The sequence below is a fragment of the Salmonella sp. A7 genome (genome assembly GCF_020181675.1).
Classification (GTDB): Bacteria; Pseudomonadota; Gammaproteobacteria; order Enterobacterales; family Enterobacteriaceae; genus Salmonella; species Salmonella enterica.
Window position 1 is genome coordinate 2,044,816 of record NZ_CP084001.1, and the last position, 17,457, is coordinate 2,062,272.

Sequence of the window (17,457 nt, forward strand, 5' to 3'; positions counted from 1 at the left end):
TAATGAGAAATTTCGAAGTGTAAAATATCCCGGTTACATCTCTTTGCAAAGGAAGGTAAATCTTTGCCAAAAACCAGTTGTCTCTGTTATGTTTAGCTTCCGTTTAATTAGAATGGGGTATAGGGCAGCAGCCCGTTGTATGGATCGTCACCGACGTCATTTCACTCTTTGGCCGTTTTGCGCCTGTCAATCTGGCATATCTTGCCATAGCCTTACTTTGTTTATTGCGTTACCGCCTGCATCCTTTGAGATGTTGTGGGCGCCGTTTAGTCATTCCTTAAGCAGGAGCTTGTCATGGAATTATTAATGGATCCCTCAATTTGGGTGGGTTTACTCACGCTCGTCGTCCTGGAAATTGTCCTGGGTATCGATAACCTGGTCTTTATCGCGATCCTCGCCGATAAATTGCCGCCAAAGCAGCGTGACAAAGCGCGTCTTATCGGGCTCTCGCTGGCGCTGATTATGCGTCTGGCGCTGCTGTCCATTATTTCGTGGCTGGTGACCTTAACAAAGCCGCTCTTTACCGTCTGGGATTTTACCTTCTCCGGCCGCGATTTAATTATGCTGCTGGGCGGTATATTCCTGCTGTTTAAAGCGACCACCGAGCTGCATGAACGTCTGGAAAACCGCGAGCATGACACCGGACACGGTAAAGGCTATGCGAGCTTCTGGGTGGTAGTCACGCAGATTGTCATCCTGGATGCGGTCTTCTCGCTGGACGCCGTGATTACGGCGGTAGGTATGGTAAACCATCTGCCGGTTATGATGGCGGCGGTGGTGATTGCGATGGCGGTGATGCTACTGGCGTCAAAACCGCTGACCCGTTTTGTCAACCAGCATCCGACGGTAGTGGTGCTCTGTCTGAGTTTCCTGCTGATGATCGGCTTGAGCCTGGTGGCGGAAGGGTTTGGTTTCCATATTCCGAAAGGCTACCTGTACGCGGCAATTGGTTTCTCGATCGTTATCGAGGTGTTTAACCAGATTGCGCGCCGCAACTTTATTCGTCATCAGTCCACGTTGCCGCTGCGCGCGCGTACTGCGGACGCTATCCTGCGTCTGATGGGCGGTAAACGTCAGGCGAGTACACAACATGAGACGGATAGCCCGGCCGCGATATCGGTGTCGGAAGGCGCCTTCGCCGAAGAAGAACGCTACATGATTAACGGCGTACTGACTCTGGCGTCGCGCTCCCTGCGCGGCATTATGACGCCGCGAGGCGAAATTAGTTGGGTGGATGCGAATCTCAGCGTAGCTGAAATCCGTCAGCAGTTACTCTCTTCTCCGCATAGCCTGTTCCCGGTATGTCGGGGCGAGCTGGATGAAATTATCGGTATCGTTCGGGCGAAAGAGTTGCTGGTGGCGCTGGAAGAGGGCGCGGACGTTGCGGCTATCGCCGCGTCTTCTCCGGCGATAGTGGTGCCGGAAACGCTTGATCCTATCAATCTGTTAGGCGTTTTGCGTCGCGCGCGCGGCAGTTTCGTTATCGTCACTAACGAGTTCGGCGTGGTGCAGGGGCTGGTTACGCCGCTGGATGTGCTGGAAGCGATTGCCGGTGAGTTCCCGGATGCCGATGAAACGCCGGAAATCGTTGCCGATGCCGAGGGCTGGATAGTGAAGGGCGGCACCGATCTTCATGCGCTACAGCAGGCGCTGGAAGTTGACCATCTGGTGAACGAAGAGGGCGATATTGCGACGGTCGCGGGGTTAGTGATCGCCGCTAATGGCCATATTCCTCGTGTAGGCGATGTCATTGATGTTCCGCCCCTGCGGATCACCATTGTCGAGGCCAACGACTATCGTGTCGATCTGGTTCGGATTGTTAAAGAACAGCCTGCCCACGACGAAGAGGAATAACGTCACACGCAGGAATCAAGTCTATAGATGCGGCATCGCGGACATAATCTGTCCGTTATGCCGGGCGGGCGGCGGCGCGCTGCCCGCCAGCCACTGTGGAAATTCGCTAATGGGCATCGGCTTCGCATAGAGATAGCCCTGTAACATTTGCACGCCATGCTGGCGCAAATGCTGTGCCTGCGTCTGGTTTTCGACCCCTTCCGCCACCAGTTCAATATTCAGTCTTTGCCCCAGCGCGATAATAATATCGGTCACCGTTGAATTGACCGCATCGGTACCGATGGCGGCGGTGAAGGATTTATCGATTTTCAAAATATCCGGCCGCAGTTTTTCCAGCCAGGAGAGCGAGCTGTTTCCTGTGCCAAAATCATCGATGGCTAACTTCACGCCTTTACGATGCAGCTCGCGCATCAGGCGGTAATCAACGTCAAGCAACGCGTCGCGTTCCGTGAGCTCCAGCACCAGTTGCTGAACAGGTTCCGCACTAAACCAGTACTGATTAAGATCCTTGAGAAGCACGCCGTGTCGGAAATGGCTTGCCGCCACATTGATGCCGATATGAAACTGATGGTTGATGGGGAAGTAGTGCCGCTGCCGAATGGTTTCCGCAATCACATAGCGGGTCAGCGGCGCTATCAGGTTATGCTCCTCGGCGATAGGAATAAAAACATCCGGTGAGATCCAGCCCTGGCGCGGGTTATTCCAGCGTAACAGGATCTCAACGCCGGTACACTGCTGCGTGCGGGCATTAAGCAACGGCTGACAAAATAGCTCAAACTCCCGTTCGGCAAGGGCCAGATTAATCTCCCAGGAAAAGCTCATTCTGCTGGCCGTTGCCAGCCAGGCGATATAACCGATCAACAGGCTAAGCAATACGGCCAGCGGTAACTGCGTCGGGAGATGTTTGAACGCCAGTACGCCTGCCGACGGCCCGCTGACGCTGATAGTAAAAGGGAAATGCCGCGATGAAAGCTGGTAACGCTCTTCATCTTTTTTTAATTCCGGAAGAGTATCGACCACGCCCCGACCATATAACAGGTGCCGTTTGCCGACCGTCAGGCTGGCGCTGGTAATTTGCGGCTGCTGCGGCTCAAGTAGCATAGTCGCCAGCAAGTCAATATTCACAATTTCCATCACGCCATCCTGGCCATCGGCAGAGGCGGGATACCACTGAATGAGGATCGGGCTTCCCTTGAGTAACGATTGGTCCGTGGAAAGTAGCAGCAGATCGCCAGCTGCGGGAAGATCGGGCTGAAGCTGGCGTATGGGAGTATTACGGGCGCCAAAAATGCTTGAGCAGTAGAGAATTCCCTCTTTTACCAGCCCGATAGAACGAATGGTTTGCAGGCGGGCGGCTTGCTTACGCAACGGCAAATGCGCGGTCGCGCACGGAAGCTCAAGTAAGGGTAGCAATATGTTTCGTCCGACCAGGAGAGGATGCAGCACATTATCCAGCGCATCAACGGCATGATTCGCGAATGCAACCGTGCGATGGTGATTTAAGTTCCGCTCCGAAATAAATCGGATGCTCAGCGTAAGAATGAGCGTGACCAGTGCACAAATCGTGCAAACAATGAAACGATTACGGCGATAATGATTGATGATCCGTTGTGCTGTTTGCATGCGGGCCGCCCAATAAGCGTTGGCGACAAAAGCCAACCGCGACACAGCAAGTGTAGTGGGGAAACGTGGAGTCGACGAGGAAGAGATAAAAATTTCGCCCATCCGTAGCAGATGGGCGAAGGGAGGGGAAATGGCGTTTAATCACACTGGACTTTAATGGCCAACCCGCCGCGCGACGTTTCGCGGTATTTGGCGTTTATGTCTTTTCCGGTCTCGTACATCGTTTCGATGACTTTATCCAGCGAGACGCGCGGCGCGCTGGTTCGACGCATGGCCATACGCGCAGCGTTGATCGCTTTAACCGAAGCAATGGCGTTACGCTCGATACACGGCACCTGCACCTGACCGGCAACCGGGTCGCAGGTCAGCCCCAGGTTATGCTCCATGCCGATTTCAGCGGCAACGCAAACCTGTTCCGGGCTGGCGCCCAACAGTTCAGCAAGGCCTGCCGCCGCCATCGAACAGGCGACCCCGACTTCGCCCTGACAGCCGACTTCCGCGCCGGAAATAGACGCGTTCATCTTATACAGCGCGCCAATAGCGCCTGCCGCCAGGAAGTAGCGGGTGTAAATATCCGGGCTGACAGACTCAATAAAATGGTCGTAGTAAGCCAGTACCGCAGGCACGATGCCGCACGCGCCGTTGGTTGGCGCCGTCACGACGCGACCACCTGCGGCGTTCTCTTCGTTCACCGCCAGAGCAAACATGTTCACCCAGTCAATGACGTTCATCGGATCGCTGGAAAGCTTATCGCTGGAAACCAGCATACGACGCAGCGCAGAGGCGCGACGCGGTACGCGCAGCGGCCCCGGCAGCACGCCTTCGGTATTCATACCACGATCAATACAGGCCTGCATGGTCTGCCAGACGTGACCGAAATACTCTTCAATCTCTTTCTTGCTATGCAACGCCAGTTCGTTTTGCATCACCATGCCGGAGAGTGAAAGGCCGGTGCTGTTGCAATACTCCAGCATTTCTTTCGCCGATTTAAACGGATAAGGTACAGTAACCTCATTCGTCGCTTCCTGGCCGAAATGCGCTTCATCAACGATAAAGCCGCCGCCGATGGAATAGTACGTCTTGCTATAAATGACCGTGTCGTCATGCCAGGCGTGGATCTGCATCCCGTTTTCATGCAGCGGCAAATTGCCGTTGTGAAAACGCATTCCGTCATCTTTCGGGAAGTCGACTTCGTGACGTCCCTGGGCCAGTAACAGACGCTCGCGCGTTTCGACGTCGCGAATAAAACCGGGGATACTATCAATATCCACGGTAGCGGGTTCATTACCCGCCAGACCCATAATAATGGCGATATCGGTATGGTGACCTTTCCCCGTCAGCGACAGCGAGCCGTAGACATCGACAGCGACGCGGGTAACGTTATCCAGTAATCCTTTTTCGACCAGGTCATCGACGAACTGTTTACCGGCCTTCATCGGGCCAACAGTGTGGGAAGAGGAGGGACCAATCCCTACCTTAAACATGTCGAATAGGCTAATCACGATAATACTCCTGACAGGGCAACCGGGGCTTCCGGTTACGATGTTATAACTGCGCATAGTGTAAGAGGGAACGCTGGCATCAGCTTAACTATTCACATGAATTAAACTAATGAATAACCGCGTTTTTACTAATATTGCGACAGTAATCTCAAGTCGTGTCTTGCGCGCGTAAAGTTAAGTATATACACGTTGCCCTTCAGGCTGCCTCTTTGGGGGAGGCGATTGTTACCGCCTTGAGGCAACGTGAATGGCGTTGTGTACAGTCAGGGCTTTACGCCGATTTGCAGCGCCAGCTCACGAAGAATGTTTGCGGTCATGCCCCAGACGAAATAATGCTCATACCAGGAGAGCCATACGCGGTGCGAATTGCCGCGACGGTAAATATCAAGCGGATGATATCGACCCAGTTGCAACGCTTGCGCCAGCGGCATTTCAAACACCGCAGACACTTCGTCTTCACTGGCGCGCCAGGGGAGGTTTGGCGGAATAATGCCGACCACCGGGGTGACCTGAAAACCGGTCACGCTGTCTACCGGCGGTAAAACGCCAATCACTTCCACGGCTTGCGGCGGGATGGCGACTTCCTCCTGCGCTTCGCGAAGCGCTGCGGCGATAAGCGAAGCATCGGTACTGTCCACGGCCCCGCCGGGAAAGGCGACCTGTCCGGCGTGTTTGCGTAAATGAATAGCCCGCTGGGTCAACAGCAGCCCCGGCTGGGGGCGGCGAACCACAGGGATCAGTACGGCGGCCTGACGTTGATTTAACGTTTCATGAGTCATCTGCGGGCGCAAAAGCTGAAAGCGCGATAAGAAATGATCGAGCGTCAGACGGCTGGTATCCACGTATTAGTTCTCCAGTGGGTGCAGGATACGATTAACTTTATCAAAAGTTTCCTGATATTCCGCTTCTTCCTTGCTATCGGCCACGATACCGCCGCCGGCAGAGCAATAGAGTTGGCCCTGCGTTGCCGTGACGGTGCGGATAGTAATACTGGTATCCATCTTGCCGCAGAAACTCAGATAACCGATGCTACCGCACCAGGCGTTGCGTCGCTGCGGCTCCAGTTCGTCGATAATTTCCATCGCCCGCACTTTAGGCGCGCCGGTAATGGAGCCGCCGGGGAAAGCCGCGCGCAGCAGGTCGGTGGCATGAAGCGAGTCCGGTAAACGGGCGGTAATGGTGCTAACCAGATGGTGAACGGCAGGAAATGGTTCGACGACGAACAGTTCCGGCACTTTCACCGAACCCGGCACGGCGACCCGGCCAATGTCGTTACGCATCAAATCGACGATCATCAAATTTTCAGCGCGATCTTTCATTGAGTTTGCCAGTTTCTGCGCTTGCTGACGATCCGCCTGCGGATCGTTAAGCCGTGGAAGCGTACCTTTGATCGGGCGCGTCTGAATATGACCATTCTCCAGTTGGATAAAACGCTCGGGAGAAAGGCTCAATATGGCGCCGTCATGTAAACGAAGAAAGGCGCTGAACGGGGCGCGATTTGCGCGGTTAAGGCGTTCGAAAGCCTGCCATTCATTACCCTCGTAGCTCGCCTGAAAACGCTGGGAAAGATTGACCTGATAGCAGTCCCCGCTGTGCAGCCAGGCCTGCACCTGACGAAACTTTTCGCCATACTCGCAACGCGTCATATTGGATTGCCAGGCCGAGGTAAGCCTGAAGGGCGTGCGGGTCGGCGCGCGCTGGCTGGTGAGCCAGCGATATCGGGCGTCTGCATCGTGATAGCTTATCAGCGACACTACCTGTTTATGGTGATCGACAATCAGCGCCCAGTCGTAAAGGCCAATCGCCATATCGGGTAAAACGATATCGCGCGCGGCAGTATCGGGCAGAATTTCGAAACGCCGCCCTAAATCATAACCAAACAGACCCAGCGCGCCGCCCTGAAAGGGTAAGTCAGGGTCAGGCTGAGGATGAAAAGGCAGCGCCTCCAGTTGAGTCTGCAAAACGTGTAACGGATCGTCGAGAGTGACGGTGGTCGTGCGCGCAGTACATACCGTGGTTTCCTGCGCGCGCGTGGTCAGTGTGGTGACAGGATCGGCGACCAAAATATCAAAGCGGTTATAGGGATGAATAGCATCACCTGAATGCAGCAGCATCGCCCAGGGCAAATGGTTTACGGGCGCAAAATAGTGTTCAGCGGCGTCCGGACGCCAGGGTAAGGTGATAACAGTGGGAGATAACGTCTTCATCATTCCTGACTCGTTACAACACTACTGGCTTACCGCCGGGTAGCGTGAAATAATTAGCGCTAACAATTTAGCAGGAGTTAATCATGTTTGCAGGTTTACCTTCACTCAGTCATGAACAACAGCAAAAAGCCGTAGAACGTATCCAGGAATTGATGTCGCAAGGTATGAGCAGCGGAGAAGCGATTGCCCAGGTGGCGGGCGAACTTCGCGCCAACCATACCGGCGAACGGATAGTGGCGCGTTTTGAGGATGAAGACGAATAACCGGCTTATACCGCCGCGACAATCTTAATCTCAACTTTATATTTCGGGTTCATCAACCCGGCCTGTACGGTACAGCGTACCGGCGCATGGCCTGCGACGACCCACGCATCCCACGCCTTATTCATGGCGGCAAAATCCGCTTTATCACTCAGGAAAATAGTGGCATCCAGAATACGTGACTTACTGGAGCCCTGTTTTTCCAGCACCGCATCAATTTGCGCCAGAGTATTCGCCGTTTGCTCAAAAGCATCGGCGTCCAGGTTTTCCGGCACGCCGGTATACCACAGCGTATTATTGTAGATCACCACGTCTGACCAACGATCTTCGGCATCAATACGCACGATAGACATTACTTATTCCTCATTATGCTTTTCATTTGAATGGTTCAAGACTGCCACAATGTGGCGCCGCCGTCACCTCTGTAACTGGCGTAAGCCTTTCTACCCTGACATAATCCCTGTGCAAATTAACAGGGGGCAGTGTGACGGACGATTTTGCAGCAGATGGCCAACTGGCCAAAGCGATAACCGGCTTTAAACCGCGCGAACCACAGCGGCAAATGGCGGTTGCCGTAACACAAGCGATTGAAAATGCGCAGCCTTTGGTTGTTGAAGCCGGCACCGGAACCGGGAAGACCTATGCTTACCTCGCTCCGGCGTTGCGCGCCGGGAAAAAAGTCATTATTTCGACCGGGTCGAAAGCGTTGCAGGATCAACTCTACAGCCGCGATCTGCCGACGGTAGCAAAAGCGTTGGCGTTTACCGGTAAGACGGCCCTGTTGAAAGGACGTTCAAACTACCTCTGCCTGGAGCGTCTGGAACAACAAGCGCTGGCGGGCGGCGATTTACCGGTACAAACGTTAAGCGACGTGATATTGCTGCGCTCCTGGTCAAATCAGACGCGGGATGGCGATATCAGCACCTGCGTCAGCGTGGCAGAAGATTCCCAGGCCTGGCCGCTGGTCACCAGTACCAACGACAACTGCCTTGGCAGCGATTGCCCGCTCTACAAAGAGTGCTTTGTGGTGAAAGCGCGTAAAAAGGCGATGGACGCGGATGTGGTGATTGTAAACCACCACCTTTTTCTTGCGGATATGGTGGTTAAAGAGAGCGGGTTTGGCGAACTTATCCCTCAGGCTGAAGTAATGATCTTCGATGAAGCCCACCAACTGCCTGATATCGCCAGCCAGTATTTCGGACAATCGCTCTCCAGCCGTCAGTTGCTGGATTTAGCAAAAGACATCACCATCGCCTACCGGACGGAACTGAAAGACACTCAACAGTTGCAAAAATGCGCCGATCGCCTTGCCCAGAGCGCCCAGGATTTTCGTCTGCAACTGGGGGAGCCCGGCTACCGGGGAAATTTGCGTGAACTGTTAGCCGACCCACGTATCCAACGGGCATTTTTACTGCTGGATGATACGCTGGAGCTTTGTTACGACGTGGCGAAGCTGTCGCTGGGCCGTTCGGCGCTGCTGGATGCGGCTTTTGAACGCGCCACGCTATACCGTTCACGGCTGAAACGCTTAAAAGAGATCAATCAGCCGGGATACAGCTACTGGTATGAGTGCACCTCGCGCCATTTCACCCTGGCGCTGACGCCGCTCACCGTGGCGGACAAATTCAAAGAAGTGATGGAACAGAAGCCCGGTAGCTGGATTTTTACCTCGGCCACGTTGTCGGTAAATGATGATCTTCACCACTTTACCGCCCGTCTGGGAATTGAACAGGCAGAATCCATGCTACTGCCCAGCCCATTCGACTATACGCGCCAGGCGTTACTCTGCGTACCGCGTAACCTACCGCAAACCAACCAGCCCGGCGCGGCGCGACAGTTGGCGGCTATGCTCAGGCCGATTATCGAAGCCAATAACGGGCGATGTTTTATGCTGTGCACCTCACACGCCATGATGCGCGAGCTGGCGGAGCAGTTTCGCGCCACCATGACGCTGCCGGTATTGTTGCAAGGGGAAACCAGTAAAGGCCAACTGTTACAGCAATTTGTTAGCGCGGGCAACGCGCTGCTCGTCGCCACCAGCAGCTTCTGGGAAGGGGTGGACGTGCGCGGCGATACGTTATCGTTGGTGATTATCGACAAATTGCCGTTTACTTCCCCGGACGACCCGCTGTTAAAAGCGCGAATGGAAGACTGTCGTTTGCGCGGCGGCGATCCGTTTGATGAGGTTCAACTGCCCGACGCGGTGATTACGCTGAAGCAGGGCGTAGGGCGGCTGATTCGCGATGCGGACGATCGCGGGGTGTTAGTGATTTGTGATAACCGGCTGGTGATGCGGCCCTATGGCGCCACGTTTCTCGCCAGCCTGCCTCCTGCGCCGCGCACGCGTGATATCGCCCGTGCCGTTCGCTTTCTTGCGATTCCATCCGCCGAGTAATTTGTTACGGAGTATGGTAAGATGCGCGCTATTTTATTGATCTAAGCACGAAACCTCATGCGAATTCTGGCTATCGATACCGCCACAGAGGCCTGTTCTGTCGCCCTGTGGAACAACGGTACTATCAATGCTCACTTTGAGCTTTGTCCACGAGAACACACTCAACGTATCCTGCCCATGGTGCAGGAGATTCTGGCCGCCAGCGGCGTCTCGCTCAATGAGATAGATGCGCTGGCGTTTGGGCGCGGTCCGGGCAGCTTTACCGGCGTGCGTATCGGCATTGGTATTGCGCAAGGGCTGGCGTTAGGGGCAAATCTGCCGATGATCGGTGTTTCGACGCTTGCCACGATGGCGCAGGGCGCGTGGCGTAAAACCGGCGCGACCCGCGTACTCGCTGCGATTGACGCGCGGATGGGCGAAGTGTACTGGGCGGAATACCAGCGTGATGCGCAGGGCGTCTGGCAGGGCGAAGAGACGGAAGCGGTGTTGAAACCGGAACGGGTCGGCGAGCGGTTGAAACAGCTTTCCGGCGAGTGGGCGACCGTAGGAACGGGTTGGTCCGCCTGGCCCGATCTGGCGAAGGAGTGCGGCCTGACGCTTCATGATGGGGAGGTGTCGCTCCCGGCAGCGGAAGATATGTTGCCCATCGCCAGTCAAAAGCTGGCGGCAGGAGAGACCGTTGCCGTGGAACATGCCGAGCCGGTTTATTTGCGTAACGAAGTGGCGTGGAAGAAACTTCCCGGCAAAGAATGACTCTCACTACTATTACCCCCCATACTTTATGCTGTGGGGTGGAATAGAGGTCGAGAAAAAGGAGTCGCATCATGGCGGTTCAAAAACGGTTAATAAAAGGGGTGCTGGCGTGCGCTTTTGCGCTTATGCTGAGCGGTTGCGTGACTATCCCGGATGCCATTAAAGGTTCGAGTCCGACGCCGCAGCAGGATTTGGTGCGGGTGATGAATGCGCCGCAGCTCTATATCGGGCAAGAGGCGCGTTTTGGCGGCAAAGTTGTGGCGGTACAAAATCAGCAGGGAAAAACCCGGCTTGAAATCGCGACCGTACCGCTCGACAGCGGCGCGCGTCCTGTTCTGGGCGAAGCCTCGCGCGGCAGAATTTTTGCCGATGTGAACGGTTTTCTGGACCCGGTGGACTTCCGTGGCCAGTTAGTTACCGTTGTCGGCCCGATAACCGGCACGGTTGACGGTAAAATCGGCAATACGCCGTATAAATTTATGCTGATGCAGGCTACCGGCTATAAACGCTGGCATCTTGTTCAGCAGGTCGTCATGCCTCCACAGCCGATCGATCCGTGGTTTTACGGCGGACGCGCCTGGCCTTATGGCTATGGCGGTTGGGGGTGGTATAACCCTGGACCCGCAGAGGTTCAGACGATAGTAACAGAGTAACTCTTTGTTTTATCAATAAAAGAAACAGCGGCTGGTCCGCTGTTTCTGCATTCATAGAGACATAATAAAAATAAATAGTGACGCGCTTCGCAACCTTTCAGTTGCGTAATTAATAAACTGGTACGCTGAGTTAATATAATGTTAACGACTTGTTTATTAACTGGGGTTGTGATGACGACGAACACTCATTTTAGAGGTGATGCATTGAAGAAGGTTTGGCTTAACCGTTATCCTGCTGATGTTCCGGCGGAGATCAACCCTGACCGTTATCAATCCCTGGTTGAACTGTTTGAACATGCGGCGACGCGCTATGCCGATCAGCCTGCGTTCGTCAATATGGGGGAGGTAATGACCTTCCGTAAATTAGAAGAACGTAGTCGGGCATTTGCGGCTTATTTACAACAAGGGCTGGGACTCAAAAAAGGCGACCGTGTGGCGCTGATGATGCCAAACCTGTTGCAGTATCCCGTCGCGCTATTTGGTATTTTACGCGCCGGCATGATTGTGGTGAACGTTAACCCGCTTTACACGCCGCGCGAACTTGAGCATCAGCTTAACGATAGCGGCGCGGCGGCAATCATTATTGTTTCTAACTTTGCCCATACGCTGGAAAAAGTGGTCGAGAAAACGTCGGTACAGCACGTTATTCTGACGCGGATGGGCGACCAGCTTTCTACCGCCAAAGGTACGGTTGTTAACTTTGTCGTGAAATACATCAAGCGTCTGGTGCCAAAATACCACTTGCCAGATGCGATCTCGTTTCGCAGCGCGCTACAGCATGGCTACCGTATGCAGTATGTCAAACCCGAGGTTGTCGCTGAAGATCTGGCTTTCCTGCAATATACCGGCGGTACGACGGGCGTGGCGAAAGGCGCGATGTTGACCCACCGCAATATGCTGGCGAATCTGGAGCAGGTGAAAGCGACCTATGGGCCGCTGCTGCACCCGGGGAAAGAGCTGGTAGTGACCGCGCTGCCGCTGTATCACATTTTTGCCTTAACCATGAACTGTCTGCTTTTTATCGAGCTGGGTGGGCAAAACCTGCTGATTACCAATCCGCGTGATATCCCCGGCCTGGTCAAGGAGCTGGCGAAATATCCATTTACGGCGATGACTGGCGTTAATACGCTATTCAACGCTCTGCTCAATAATAAAGAGTTTCAACAGCTGGATTTTTCTTCGCTGCATCTGTCAGCCGGCGGCGGGATGCCGGTACAAAATGTCGTTGCGGAACGTTGGGTAAAGCTGACCGGGCAATACCTGCTGGAAGGCTACGGGCTGACCGAGTGCGCCCCGCTGGTGAGCGTCAACCCGCATGATATTGATTATCACAGCGGCAGTATCGGCCTGCCAGTACCTTCAACAGAAGCCAAACTGGTGGATGACGATGACAACGAAGTCGCGCCGGGTGAGGCCGGAGAGCTTTGCGTGAAAGGCCCGCAGGTTATGCTGGGATACTGGCAGCGTCCTGACGCGACGGATGAAATCATTAAAGATGGCTGGCTGCATACGGGCGATATTGCGGTTATGGATGAAGACGGCTTTCTGCGGATTGTCGATCGTAAGAAAGATATGATTCTGGTTTCTGGTTTCAACGTTTATCCAAACGAAATTGAAGATGTGGTGATGCAGCATTCTGGCGTGCAGGAAGTCGCGGCGGTTGGCGTGCCTTCCGGTAGTAGCGGCGAAGCGGTGAAGCTTTTTGTGGTTAAGAAAGATCCGGCATTGACTGACGATGCGTTGATCACCTTCTGCCGTCGCCATCTGACCGGATATAAGGTGCCCAAACAGGTCGAGTTTCGCGAGGAATTACCAAAATCTAACGTTGGGAAAATTTTACGACGAGAACTGCGTGACGAAGCCCGTGGCAAAGTAGACAATAAAGCCTGAGCGTTAAGTCAGCTAACGAGAGACGCCGGTTAAGCCGGCGTTTTTTTTGGCGCGAACCAAAGAGAACACGATTTGAATTACCAAATGATTGAAACGGACGATGCGCTGGCGAGCCTGTGTGAAGCTGTCCGCGCATGTCCGGCTATTGCTTTAGATACGGAATTTGTCCGTACCCGCACCTATTACCCGCAGTTAGGATTGATCCAGTTATTTGACGGGGCAAATGTCGCCCTGATCGATCCGCTCGGCATCAGCGACTGGTCGCCGTTAAAAGCGGTGTTGCGCGATACGGGAATCACCAAATTTCTGCACGCGGGTAGCGAAGATCTGGAAGTATTTCTGAATGCGTTTGGCGAACTGCCGGAACCCCTGATTGATACGCAAATTCTGGCGGCGTTTTGCGGGCGTCCGCTGTCGTGGGGGTTTGCGGCGATGGTAGAAGAGTATACGGGCGTGGCGCTGGATAAAAGCGAATCTCGTACCGACTGGTTAGCCCGGCCTTTAAGCGAGCGTCAGTGTGAATACGCGGCGGCGGATGTCTGGTATCTGTTACCGATCGCTAAAAAGCTGATGATTGAAACTGAAGCCGCAGGATGGCTGCCTGCCGCGCTTGATGAATGCCGATTGATGCAGCAGCGTCGTCAGGAGATTCAGGCACCGGAAGAAGCATGGCGGGATATCACTAATGCCTGGCAACTGCGTACCCGCCAGTTAGCCTGTCTGCAACTTTTAGCTGACTGGCGGCTACGTAAGGCGCGTGAGCGCGATATGGCGGTGAACTTTGTTGTGCGTGAAGAAAACCTGTGGGCGGTCGCGCGTTATATGCCGGGCAGTCTCGGTGAGCTGGATAGCCTGGGGCTTTTCGGCAGCGAGATTCGTTTTCACGGCAAGACGTTGATATCGCTGGTGGCGAAAGCACAGGCGTTACCGGAAGAGGCATTGCCGGAGCCCCTGTTGAATCTGATGGACATGCCGGGCTATCGCAAAGCGTTTAAGGCCATCAAAGCGCTGGTGGCGGAGGTGAGCGCGTCGCATCACGTCAGCGGCGAGCTACTGGCATCGCGTCGGCAGATTAATCAGTTACTTAACTGGCACTGGAAATTAAAACCGCAAAATGGGCAACCGGAATTGATTTCCGGCTGGCGCGCCGAACTGATGGCGGAGAAGTTAACTCTTCTGTTGCAGGAGTATCCGCGTTAACGACGGTAATTGCCGGGAAAACGGCCAGTGAAATAAATGTCCGTATTCGGAATAATGTAAAAAAATAAAAAAGGCAGATTCTTCTGCCTTTTTTAATCCAGGAATTTTCCCATAAAAGAGCTTATTTTGACTCTTCGGCTTCCGGCAGCGTTACGTTAAGTTCAAGGATGGAGATATCACCATCTTTTTGCTCAAGCTGGACGGTAACCATTTCCGGATCGATTTGTACGTATTTACAAATGACCTCAAGAATATCTTTACGTAACTGCGGTAAATAATGCGGTTCGGCATCGCTACGGCGACGTTCCGCGACAATGATTTGCAACCGCTCTTTTGCAATATTAGCGGTACTCTTTTTCCGCGAGAGAAAAAAATCCAGTAATGCCATAATTTATCCTCCGAACAGGCGTTTGAGGAAACCTTTCTTCTCTTCTTCAATGAAGCGGAAAGGACGTTCTTCTCCCAACAGACGATCTACGGTATCTGCATAGGCTTTACCCGCATCCGCAGTGGCGTCAAGAATCACCGGTTCGCCCTGGTTAGATGCGCGCAGTACGGATTGATCTTCCGGGATCACCCCGACGAGTTTAATACGCAGAATCTCCAGTACATCTTCCATGCTGAGCATGTCGCCTTTATTTACGCGGCCTGGATTGTAGCGCGTCAACAGAAGATGTTCTTTAATCGGTTCTTCGCCATTTTCTGCGCGACGAGATTTCGATGCCAGAATACCCAGAATACGGTCCGAGTCACGGACAGAAGAGACTTCCGGGTTAGTCGTGATGATCGCTTCATCGGCAAAATAGAGCGCCATCAGCGCCCCGGTTTCGATACCCGCCGGCGAGTCGCAAACGATGAACTCAAAGTCCATCGCTTTCAGTGAGTCCAGTACCTTAGCGACGCCTTCGCGCGTTAGCGCGTCTTTATCCCGGGTCTGCGACGCCGGAAGAATGAAGAGATTTTCAGTACGCTTATCTTTGATCAGCGCCTGATTCAGTGTCGCATCGCCCTGAATGACGTTTACAAAATCGTAAACGACACGACGTTCGCACCCCATAATCAGATCGAGGTTACGCAGTCCGATATCAAAATCAATGACGACAGTTTTCTTTCCCTTCTGGGCCAAACCTGTAGCGATGGCCGCGCTGGAGGTGGTCTTGCCAACGCCCCCTTTACCCGAAGTAACAACAATAATGCGTGCCATAAAAATTCCTTGTTAAAAAGGGATCAATTCAACGGTTGAACTGTCAAAGCGTTGTCTGCTAAACGCAGGCGCGCCGCTTTGCCATAAAATTCTGCCGGGATTTTATCACTCAGCCAGTAAACACCTGCGATAGAGACCAGTTCTGCCGTCAGATGGGTACAAAAAATTTGCGCTTCCCGATCGCCGCTCGCCCCTGCCAGCGCGCGACCTCTCATCATGCCATAGACATGGATATTGCCGTCAGCGATAAGCTCTGCGCCAGCGCTGACGTGACTTGTAACAATCAGATCACATTGTGGAGCATAAATGCGCTGACCGGAACGAACCGGAACATCAATTAATCGCGTTTTTGTGATGGGATTAGCGTTTTGCGGCGGTTCGCTGGGCGTTGCCGGCTCAACGGGCGCAGCCCGAACCGCTTTCTCTTTACCTTCAGTCAGTAAAGGAAGACCCATCCGATCGATTTCTACTTTCAGGCTGGCGTCTTTACAGCCGCTCACGCCGATAATGCGTAAGCCGGTTGAGGTCACGATCTTATGCAGTTCCGGCCAGTTTACCGGGCTTTCAAGACCGCTAACGTTAATAACGACAGGGGCGTGTTTTAAAAACGCAGGAGCCTGCGCTATTTTGTCTTCTAACGCCTGACGAATAACCTCTGGTTCCGCTTCATGCAAATGAACCACTGATAAGGTGAAGCTACTGCCTTTAAGCTCGATTGGCGTGTTTGACATCCTGGCCTTACTCAATTTGCTATTTATCATCTCCGATACGGAGTGATATTCCGAAGTCCAGAAGGCATGTTATAGTCAGTATTATATTGAGGCAAGTCACCATCCCGTTAATTCAGAGTAAAAGTATGTTTTGTGTGATCTATAGAAGTAGCAAGCGCGATCAAACCTATTTGTATGTCGAAAAAAAAGACGATTTTTCGCGAGTGCCTGAAGCGTTGATGAAAGGATTCGGTCAGCCGCAGTTAGCGATGATGCTGCCGCTTGATGGACGTAAAAAATTAGTCAATGCCGAGCTCGAAAAAGTAAAACAGGCGTTAAGCGAGCAGGGCTATTATTTACAATTGCCGCCGCCGCCGGAAGATTTGTTGAAACAACATCTTTCTTCGGTGGGACAAAATACGTCGCACGCTGACCGTTAAACGGTATTCGGCGCCGCGCCTGAATTCCATCATGATCTTAGGGGAAAATATGTATCAACATCGTAACTGGCAAGGTGCCTTGCTTGATTACCCGGTAAGTAAAGTGGTCTGCGTGGGCAGTAATTACGCAAATCACATCAAGGAGATGGGCAGCGCGACGCCGGAAGAACCCGTGCTTTTTATCAAGCCGGAAACCGCATTGTGTGATATTCGCCAGCCGCTGGCGATTCCGGCGGATATGGGCGCTGTTCATCATGAAGTTGAGCTTGCTGTGCTGATTGGCGCAACGCTCCGCCAGGCGACCGAAGATCATGTACGTAAAGCGATAGCTGGTTATGGCGTGGCGCTTGATTTAACCCTGCGCGATATTCAAGGGAAAATGAAAAAGGCCGGACAGCCCTGGGAAAAAGCCAAAGGTTTTGATAACGCATGTCCGATTTCAGGCTTCATCCCTGTCGCGGCCTTCTGCGGCGATCCGCAAAATACGGTTATCGGACTTAACGTTAATGGCGAGGTTCGCCAGCAAGGGTCGACCGCGGATATGATTCATCCTATTGTGCCCCTTATCGCCTATATGAGCCGCTATTTTACGCTCAAAGCCGGGGACGTGGTGCTAACCGGCACGCCGGCAGGCGTGGGGCCATTATTAAGCGGCGATGAGCTGGACATTCGTTTTAATGGCGAAACGTTGTCTACCCGCGTTCTGTAAAATCTGCTTGCCGCCTTCAGCGGCGGTAAAACTTGCATCTGCAGGCCAGACTGGTTA

General features: G+C 53.5%; 18 protein-coding genes. 10 read left to right on the top strand and 8 right to left on the bottom strand.

All coding sequences use genetic code 11. The features are described 5' to 3' along the window. Positions 1-139: 139 nt before the first annotated feature. Together LCS67_RS22820 and yoaE are read left to right on the top strand one after the other, a co-directional pair. Positions 140-307, top strand: a complete 168-nt coding sequence (locus tag LCS67_RS22820; protein ID WP_370739650.1) for a protein YoaL — start codon at positions 140-142, stop codon at positions 305-307. Then, positions 295-1,854: a CNNM family cation transport protein YoaE gene (gene yoaE / locus LCS67_RS10005; RefSeq protein WP_000421815.1), complete on the top strand. Its 1,560-nt coding sequence runs from the start codon at positions 295-297 to the stop codon at positions 1,852-1,854. The genes LCS67_RS22820 and yoaE overlap by 13 nt, the downstream gene beginning before the upstream one ends. Before the next feature lie 21 nt (positions 1,855-1,875). On the opposite strand, the gene LCS67_RS10010 is transcribed toward yoaE, so the two are convergent. From LCS67_RS10010 to pabB, 4 genes are all read right to left on the bottom strand, one after another. Next, the gene (locus tag LCS67_RS10010) at positions 1,876-3,477 is read right to left on the bottom strand and encodes an EAL domain-containing protein (protein ID WP_001192519.1); all 1,602 of its coding nucleotides are present in this window, start codon (positions 3,475-3,477) and stop codon (positions 1,876-1,878) included. A gap of 137 nt (positions 3,478-3,614) precedes the next feature. After that, entirely contained in the window at positions 3,615-4,979 is a 1,365-nt protein-coding gene (sdaA, locus tag LCS67_RS10015; protein WP_023233151.1) for an L-serine ammonia-lyase, read from the bottom strand. A 263-nt stretch (positions 4,980-5,242) separates the two neighbouring features. Continuing rightward, on the bottom strand, positions 5,243-5,821 hold the full coding sequence (locus LCS67_RS10020; protein ID WP_000381543.1) for a CoA pyrophosphatase: 579 nt from the start codon (positions 5,819-5,821) through the stop codon (positions 5,243-5,245). Positions 5,822-5,824: 3 nt separating this feature from the next. Beyond that, positions 5,825-7,189 (bottom strand): aminodeoxychorismate synthase component 1, encoded by a 1,365-nt coding sequence (gene pabB / locus LCS67_RS10025; RefSeq protein WP_072208043.1) that lies wholly within the window; start codon positions 7,187-7,189, stop codon positions 5,825-5,827. 80 nt (positions 7,190-7,269) lie between these two features. On the opposite strand from pabB, the gene LCS67_RS10030 reads away from it, so the two are divergent. Further along, positions 7,270-7,449, top strand: a complete 180-nt coding sequence (locus LCS67_RS10030; protein WP_000457328.1) for a YoaH family protein — start codon at positions 7,270-7,272, stop codon at positions 7,447-7,449. 5 nt (positions 7,450-7,454) lie between these two features. On the opposite strand, the gene LCS67_RS10035 is transcribed toward LCS67_RS10030, so the two are convergent. Further along, a complete protein-coding gene (locus tag LCS67_RS10035; RefSeq protein ID WP_000029550.1) occupies positions 7,455-7,799 on the bottom strand; it encodes a RidA family protein in 345 nt (114 codons plus the stop codon). A gap of 131 nt (positions 7,800-7,930) precedes the next feature. Between LCS67_RS10035 and LCS67_RS10040 the strand changes: the two genes are divergently transcribed. The 5 genes from LCS67_RS10040 to rnd all read left to right on the top strand — a co-directional run bounded on the left by LCS67_RS10040 (position 7,931) and on the right by rnd (position 14,337). Then, positions 7,931-9,841, top strand: coding sequence for an ATP-dependent DNA helicase (locus LCS67_RS10040; protein ID WP_031568261.1), 1,911 nt, complete (start codon positions 7,931-7,933; stop codon positions 9,839-9,841). A gap of 57 nt (positions 9,842-9,898) precedes the next feature. Beyond that, positions 9,899-10,594, top strand: coding sequence for a tRNA (adenosine(37)-N6)-threonylcarbamoyltransferase complex dimerization subunit type 1 TsaB (tsaB, locus tag LCS67_RS10045; RefSeq protein ID WP_001221017.1), 696 nt, complete (start codon positions 9,899-9,901; stop codon positions 10,592-10,594). Between the two features lie 71 nt (positions 10,595-10,665). Further along, positions 10,666-11,247 carry a Slp family lipoprotein gene (locus LCS67_RS10050; RefSeq protein ID WP_000290596.1) on the top strand — a complete coding sequence of 194 codons (582 nt, stop codon included), beginning with the start codon at positions 10,666-10,668 and terminating at the stop codon, positions 11,245-11,247. Positions 11,248-11,451: 204 nt separating this feature from the next. Next, positions 11,452-13,137, top strand: a complete 1,686-nt coding sequence (gene fadD, locus LCS67_RS10055) for a long-chain-fatty-acid--CoA ligase FadD (RefSeq protein WP_000758418.1) — start codon at positions 11,452-11,454, stop codon at positions 13,135-13,137. Positions 13,138-13,209: 72 nt separating this feature from the next. Then, on the top strand, positions 13,210-14,337 hold the full coding sequence (gene rnd / locus LCS67_RS10060) for a ribonuclease D (protein WP_024151594.1): 1,128 nt from the start codon (positions 13,210-13,212) through the stop codon (positions 14,335-14,337). A 121-nt stretch (positions 14,338-14,458) separates the two neighbouring features. Here rnd and minE read toward each other — a convergent pair whose 3' ends face one another. The 3 genes from minE to minC are packed head-to-tail and all read right to left on the bottom strand — an operon-like array spanning position 14,459 to position 16,272. Then, positions 14,459-14,725 carry a cell division topological specificity factor MinE gene (minE, locus tag LCS67_RS10065; protein WP_001185666.1) on the bottom strand — a complete coding sequence of 89 codons (267 nt, stop codon included), beginning with the start codon at positions 14,723-14,725 and terminating at the stop codon, positions 14,459-14,461. Positions 14,726-14,728: 3 nt separating this feature from the next. Further along, the gene (gene minD, locus LCS67_RS10070; RefSeq protein ID WP_000101047.1) at positions 14,729-15,541 is read right to left on the bottom strand and encodes a septum site-determining protein MinD; all 813 of its coding nucleotides are present in this window, start codon (positions 15,539-15,541) and stop codon (positions 14,729-14,731) included. A 23-nt stretch (positions 15,542-15,564) separates the two neighbouring features. Beyond that, a complete protein-coding gene (gene minC, locus LCS67_RS10075; protein WP_000072525.1) occupies positions 15,565-16,272 on the bottom strand; it encodes a septum site-determining protein MinC in 708 nt (235 codons plus the stop codon). A 125-nt stretch (positions 16,273-16,397) separates the two neighbouring features. On the opposite strand from minC, the gene LCS67_RS10080 reads away from it, so the two are divergent. Together LCS67_RS10080 and LCS67_RS10085 are read left to right on the top strand one after the other, a co-directional pair. Continuing rightward, positions 16,398-16,691: a YcgL domain-containing protein gene (locus LCS67_RS10080; protein WP_001537109.1), complete on the top strand. Its 294-nt coding sequence runs from the start codon at positions 16,398-16,400 to the stop codon at positions 16,689-16,691. A gap of 49 nt (positions 16,692-16,740) precedes the next feature. Continuing rightward, complete coding sequence (locus LCS67_RS10085; protein ID WP_001519895.1) at positions 16,741-17,400, top strand: fumarylacetoacetate hydrolase family protein; 660 nt, start codon at positions 16,741-16,743, stop codon at positions 17,398-17,400. Positions 17,401-17,457: the final 57 nt, after the last annotated feature.

Excerpts from the sequence above, each read along its gene's own strand:
- minC (WP_000072525.1), bottom strand. The coding sequence starts at position 16,272 with ATGTCAAACACGCCAATCGAGCTTAAAGGCAGTAGCTTCACCTTATCA.
- LCS67_RS10080 (WP_001537109.1), top strand. The coding sequence starts at position 16,398 with ATGTTTTGTGTGATCTATAGAAGTAGCAAGCGCGATCAAACCTATTTG.
- minD (WP_000101047.1), bottom strand. The coding sequence starts at position 15,541 with ATGGCACGCATTATTGTTGTTACTTCGGGTAAAGGGGGCGTTGGCAAG.
- LCS67_RS10050 (WP_000290596.1), top strand. The coding sequence starts at position 10,666 with ATGGCGGTTCAAAAACGGTTAATAAAAGGGGTGCTGGCGTGCGCTTTT.
- tsaB (WP_001221017.1), top strand. The coding sequence starts at position 9,899 with ATGCGAATTCTGGCTATCGATACCGCCACAGAGGCCTGTTCTGTCGCC.
- minE (WP_001185666.1), bottom strand. The coding sequence starts at position 14,725 with ATGGCATTACTGGATTTTTTTCTCTCGCGGAAAAAGAGTACCGCTAAT.
- pabB (WP_072208043.1), bottom strand. The coding sequence starts at position 7,189 with ATGATGAAGACGTTATCTCCCACTGTTATCACCTTACCCTGGCGTCCG.
- LCS67_RS10030 (WP_000457328.1), top strand. The coding sequence starts at position 7,270 with ATGTTTGCAGGTTTACCTTCACTCAGTCATGAACAACAGCAAAAAGCC.
- LCS67_RS22820 (WP_370739650.1), top strand. The coding sequence starts at position 140 with ATGGATCGTCACCGACGTCATTTCACTCTTTGGCCGTTTTGCGCCTGT.
- LCS67_RS10035 (WP_000029550.1), bottom strand. The coding sequence starts at position 7,799 with ATGTCTATCGTGCGTATTGATGCCGAAGATCGTTGGTCAGACGTGGTG.
- yoaE (WP_000421815.1), top strand. The coding sequence starts at position 295 with ATGGAATTATTAATGGATCCCTCAATTTGGGTGGGTTTACTCACGCTC.
- LCS67_RS10010 (WP_001192519.1), bottom strand. The coding sequence starts at position 3,477 with ATGCAAACAGCACAACGGATCATCAATCATTATCGCCGTAATCGTTTC.
- LCS67_RS10085 (WP_001519895.1), top strand. The coding sequence starts at position 16,741 with ATGTATCAACATCGTAACTGGCAAGGTGCCTTGCTTGATTACCCGGTA.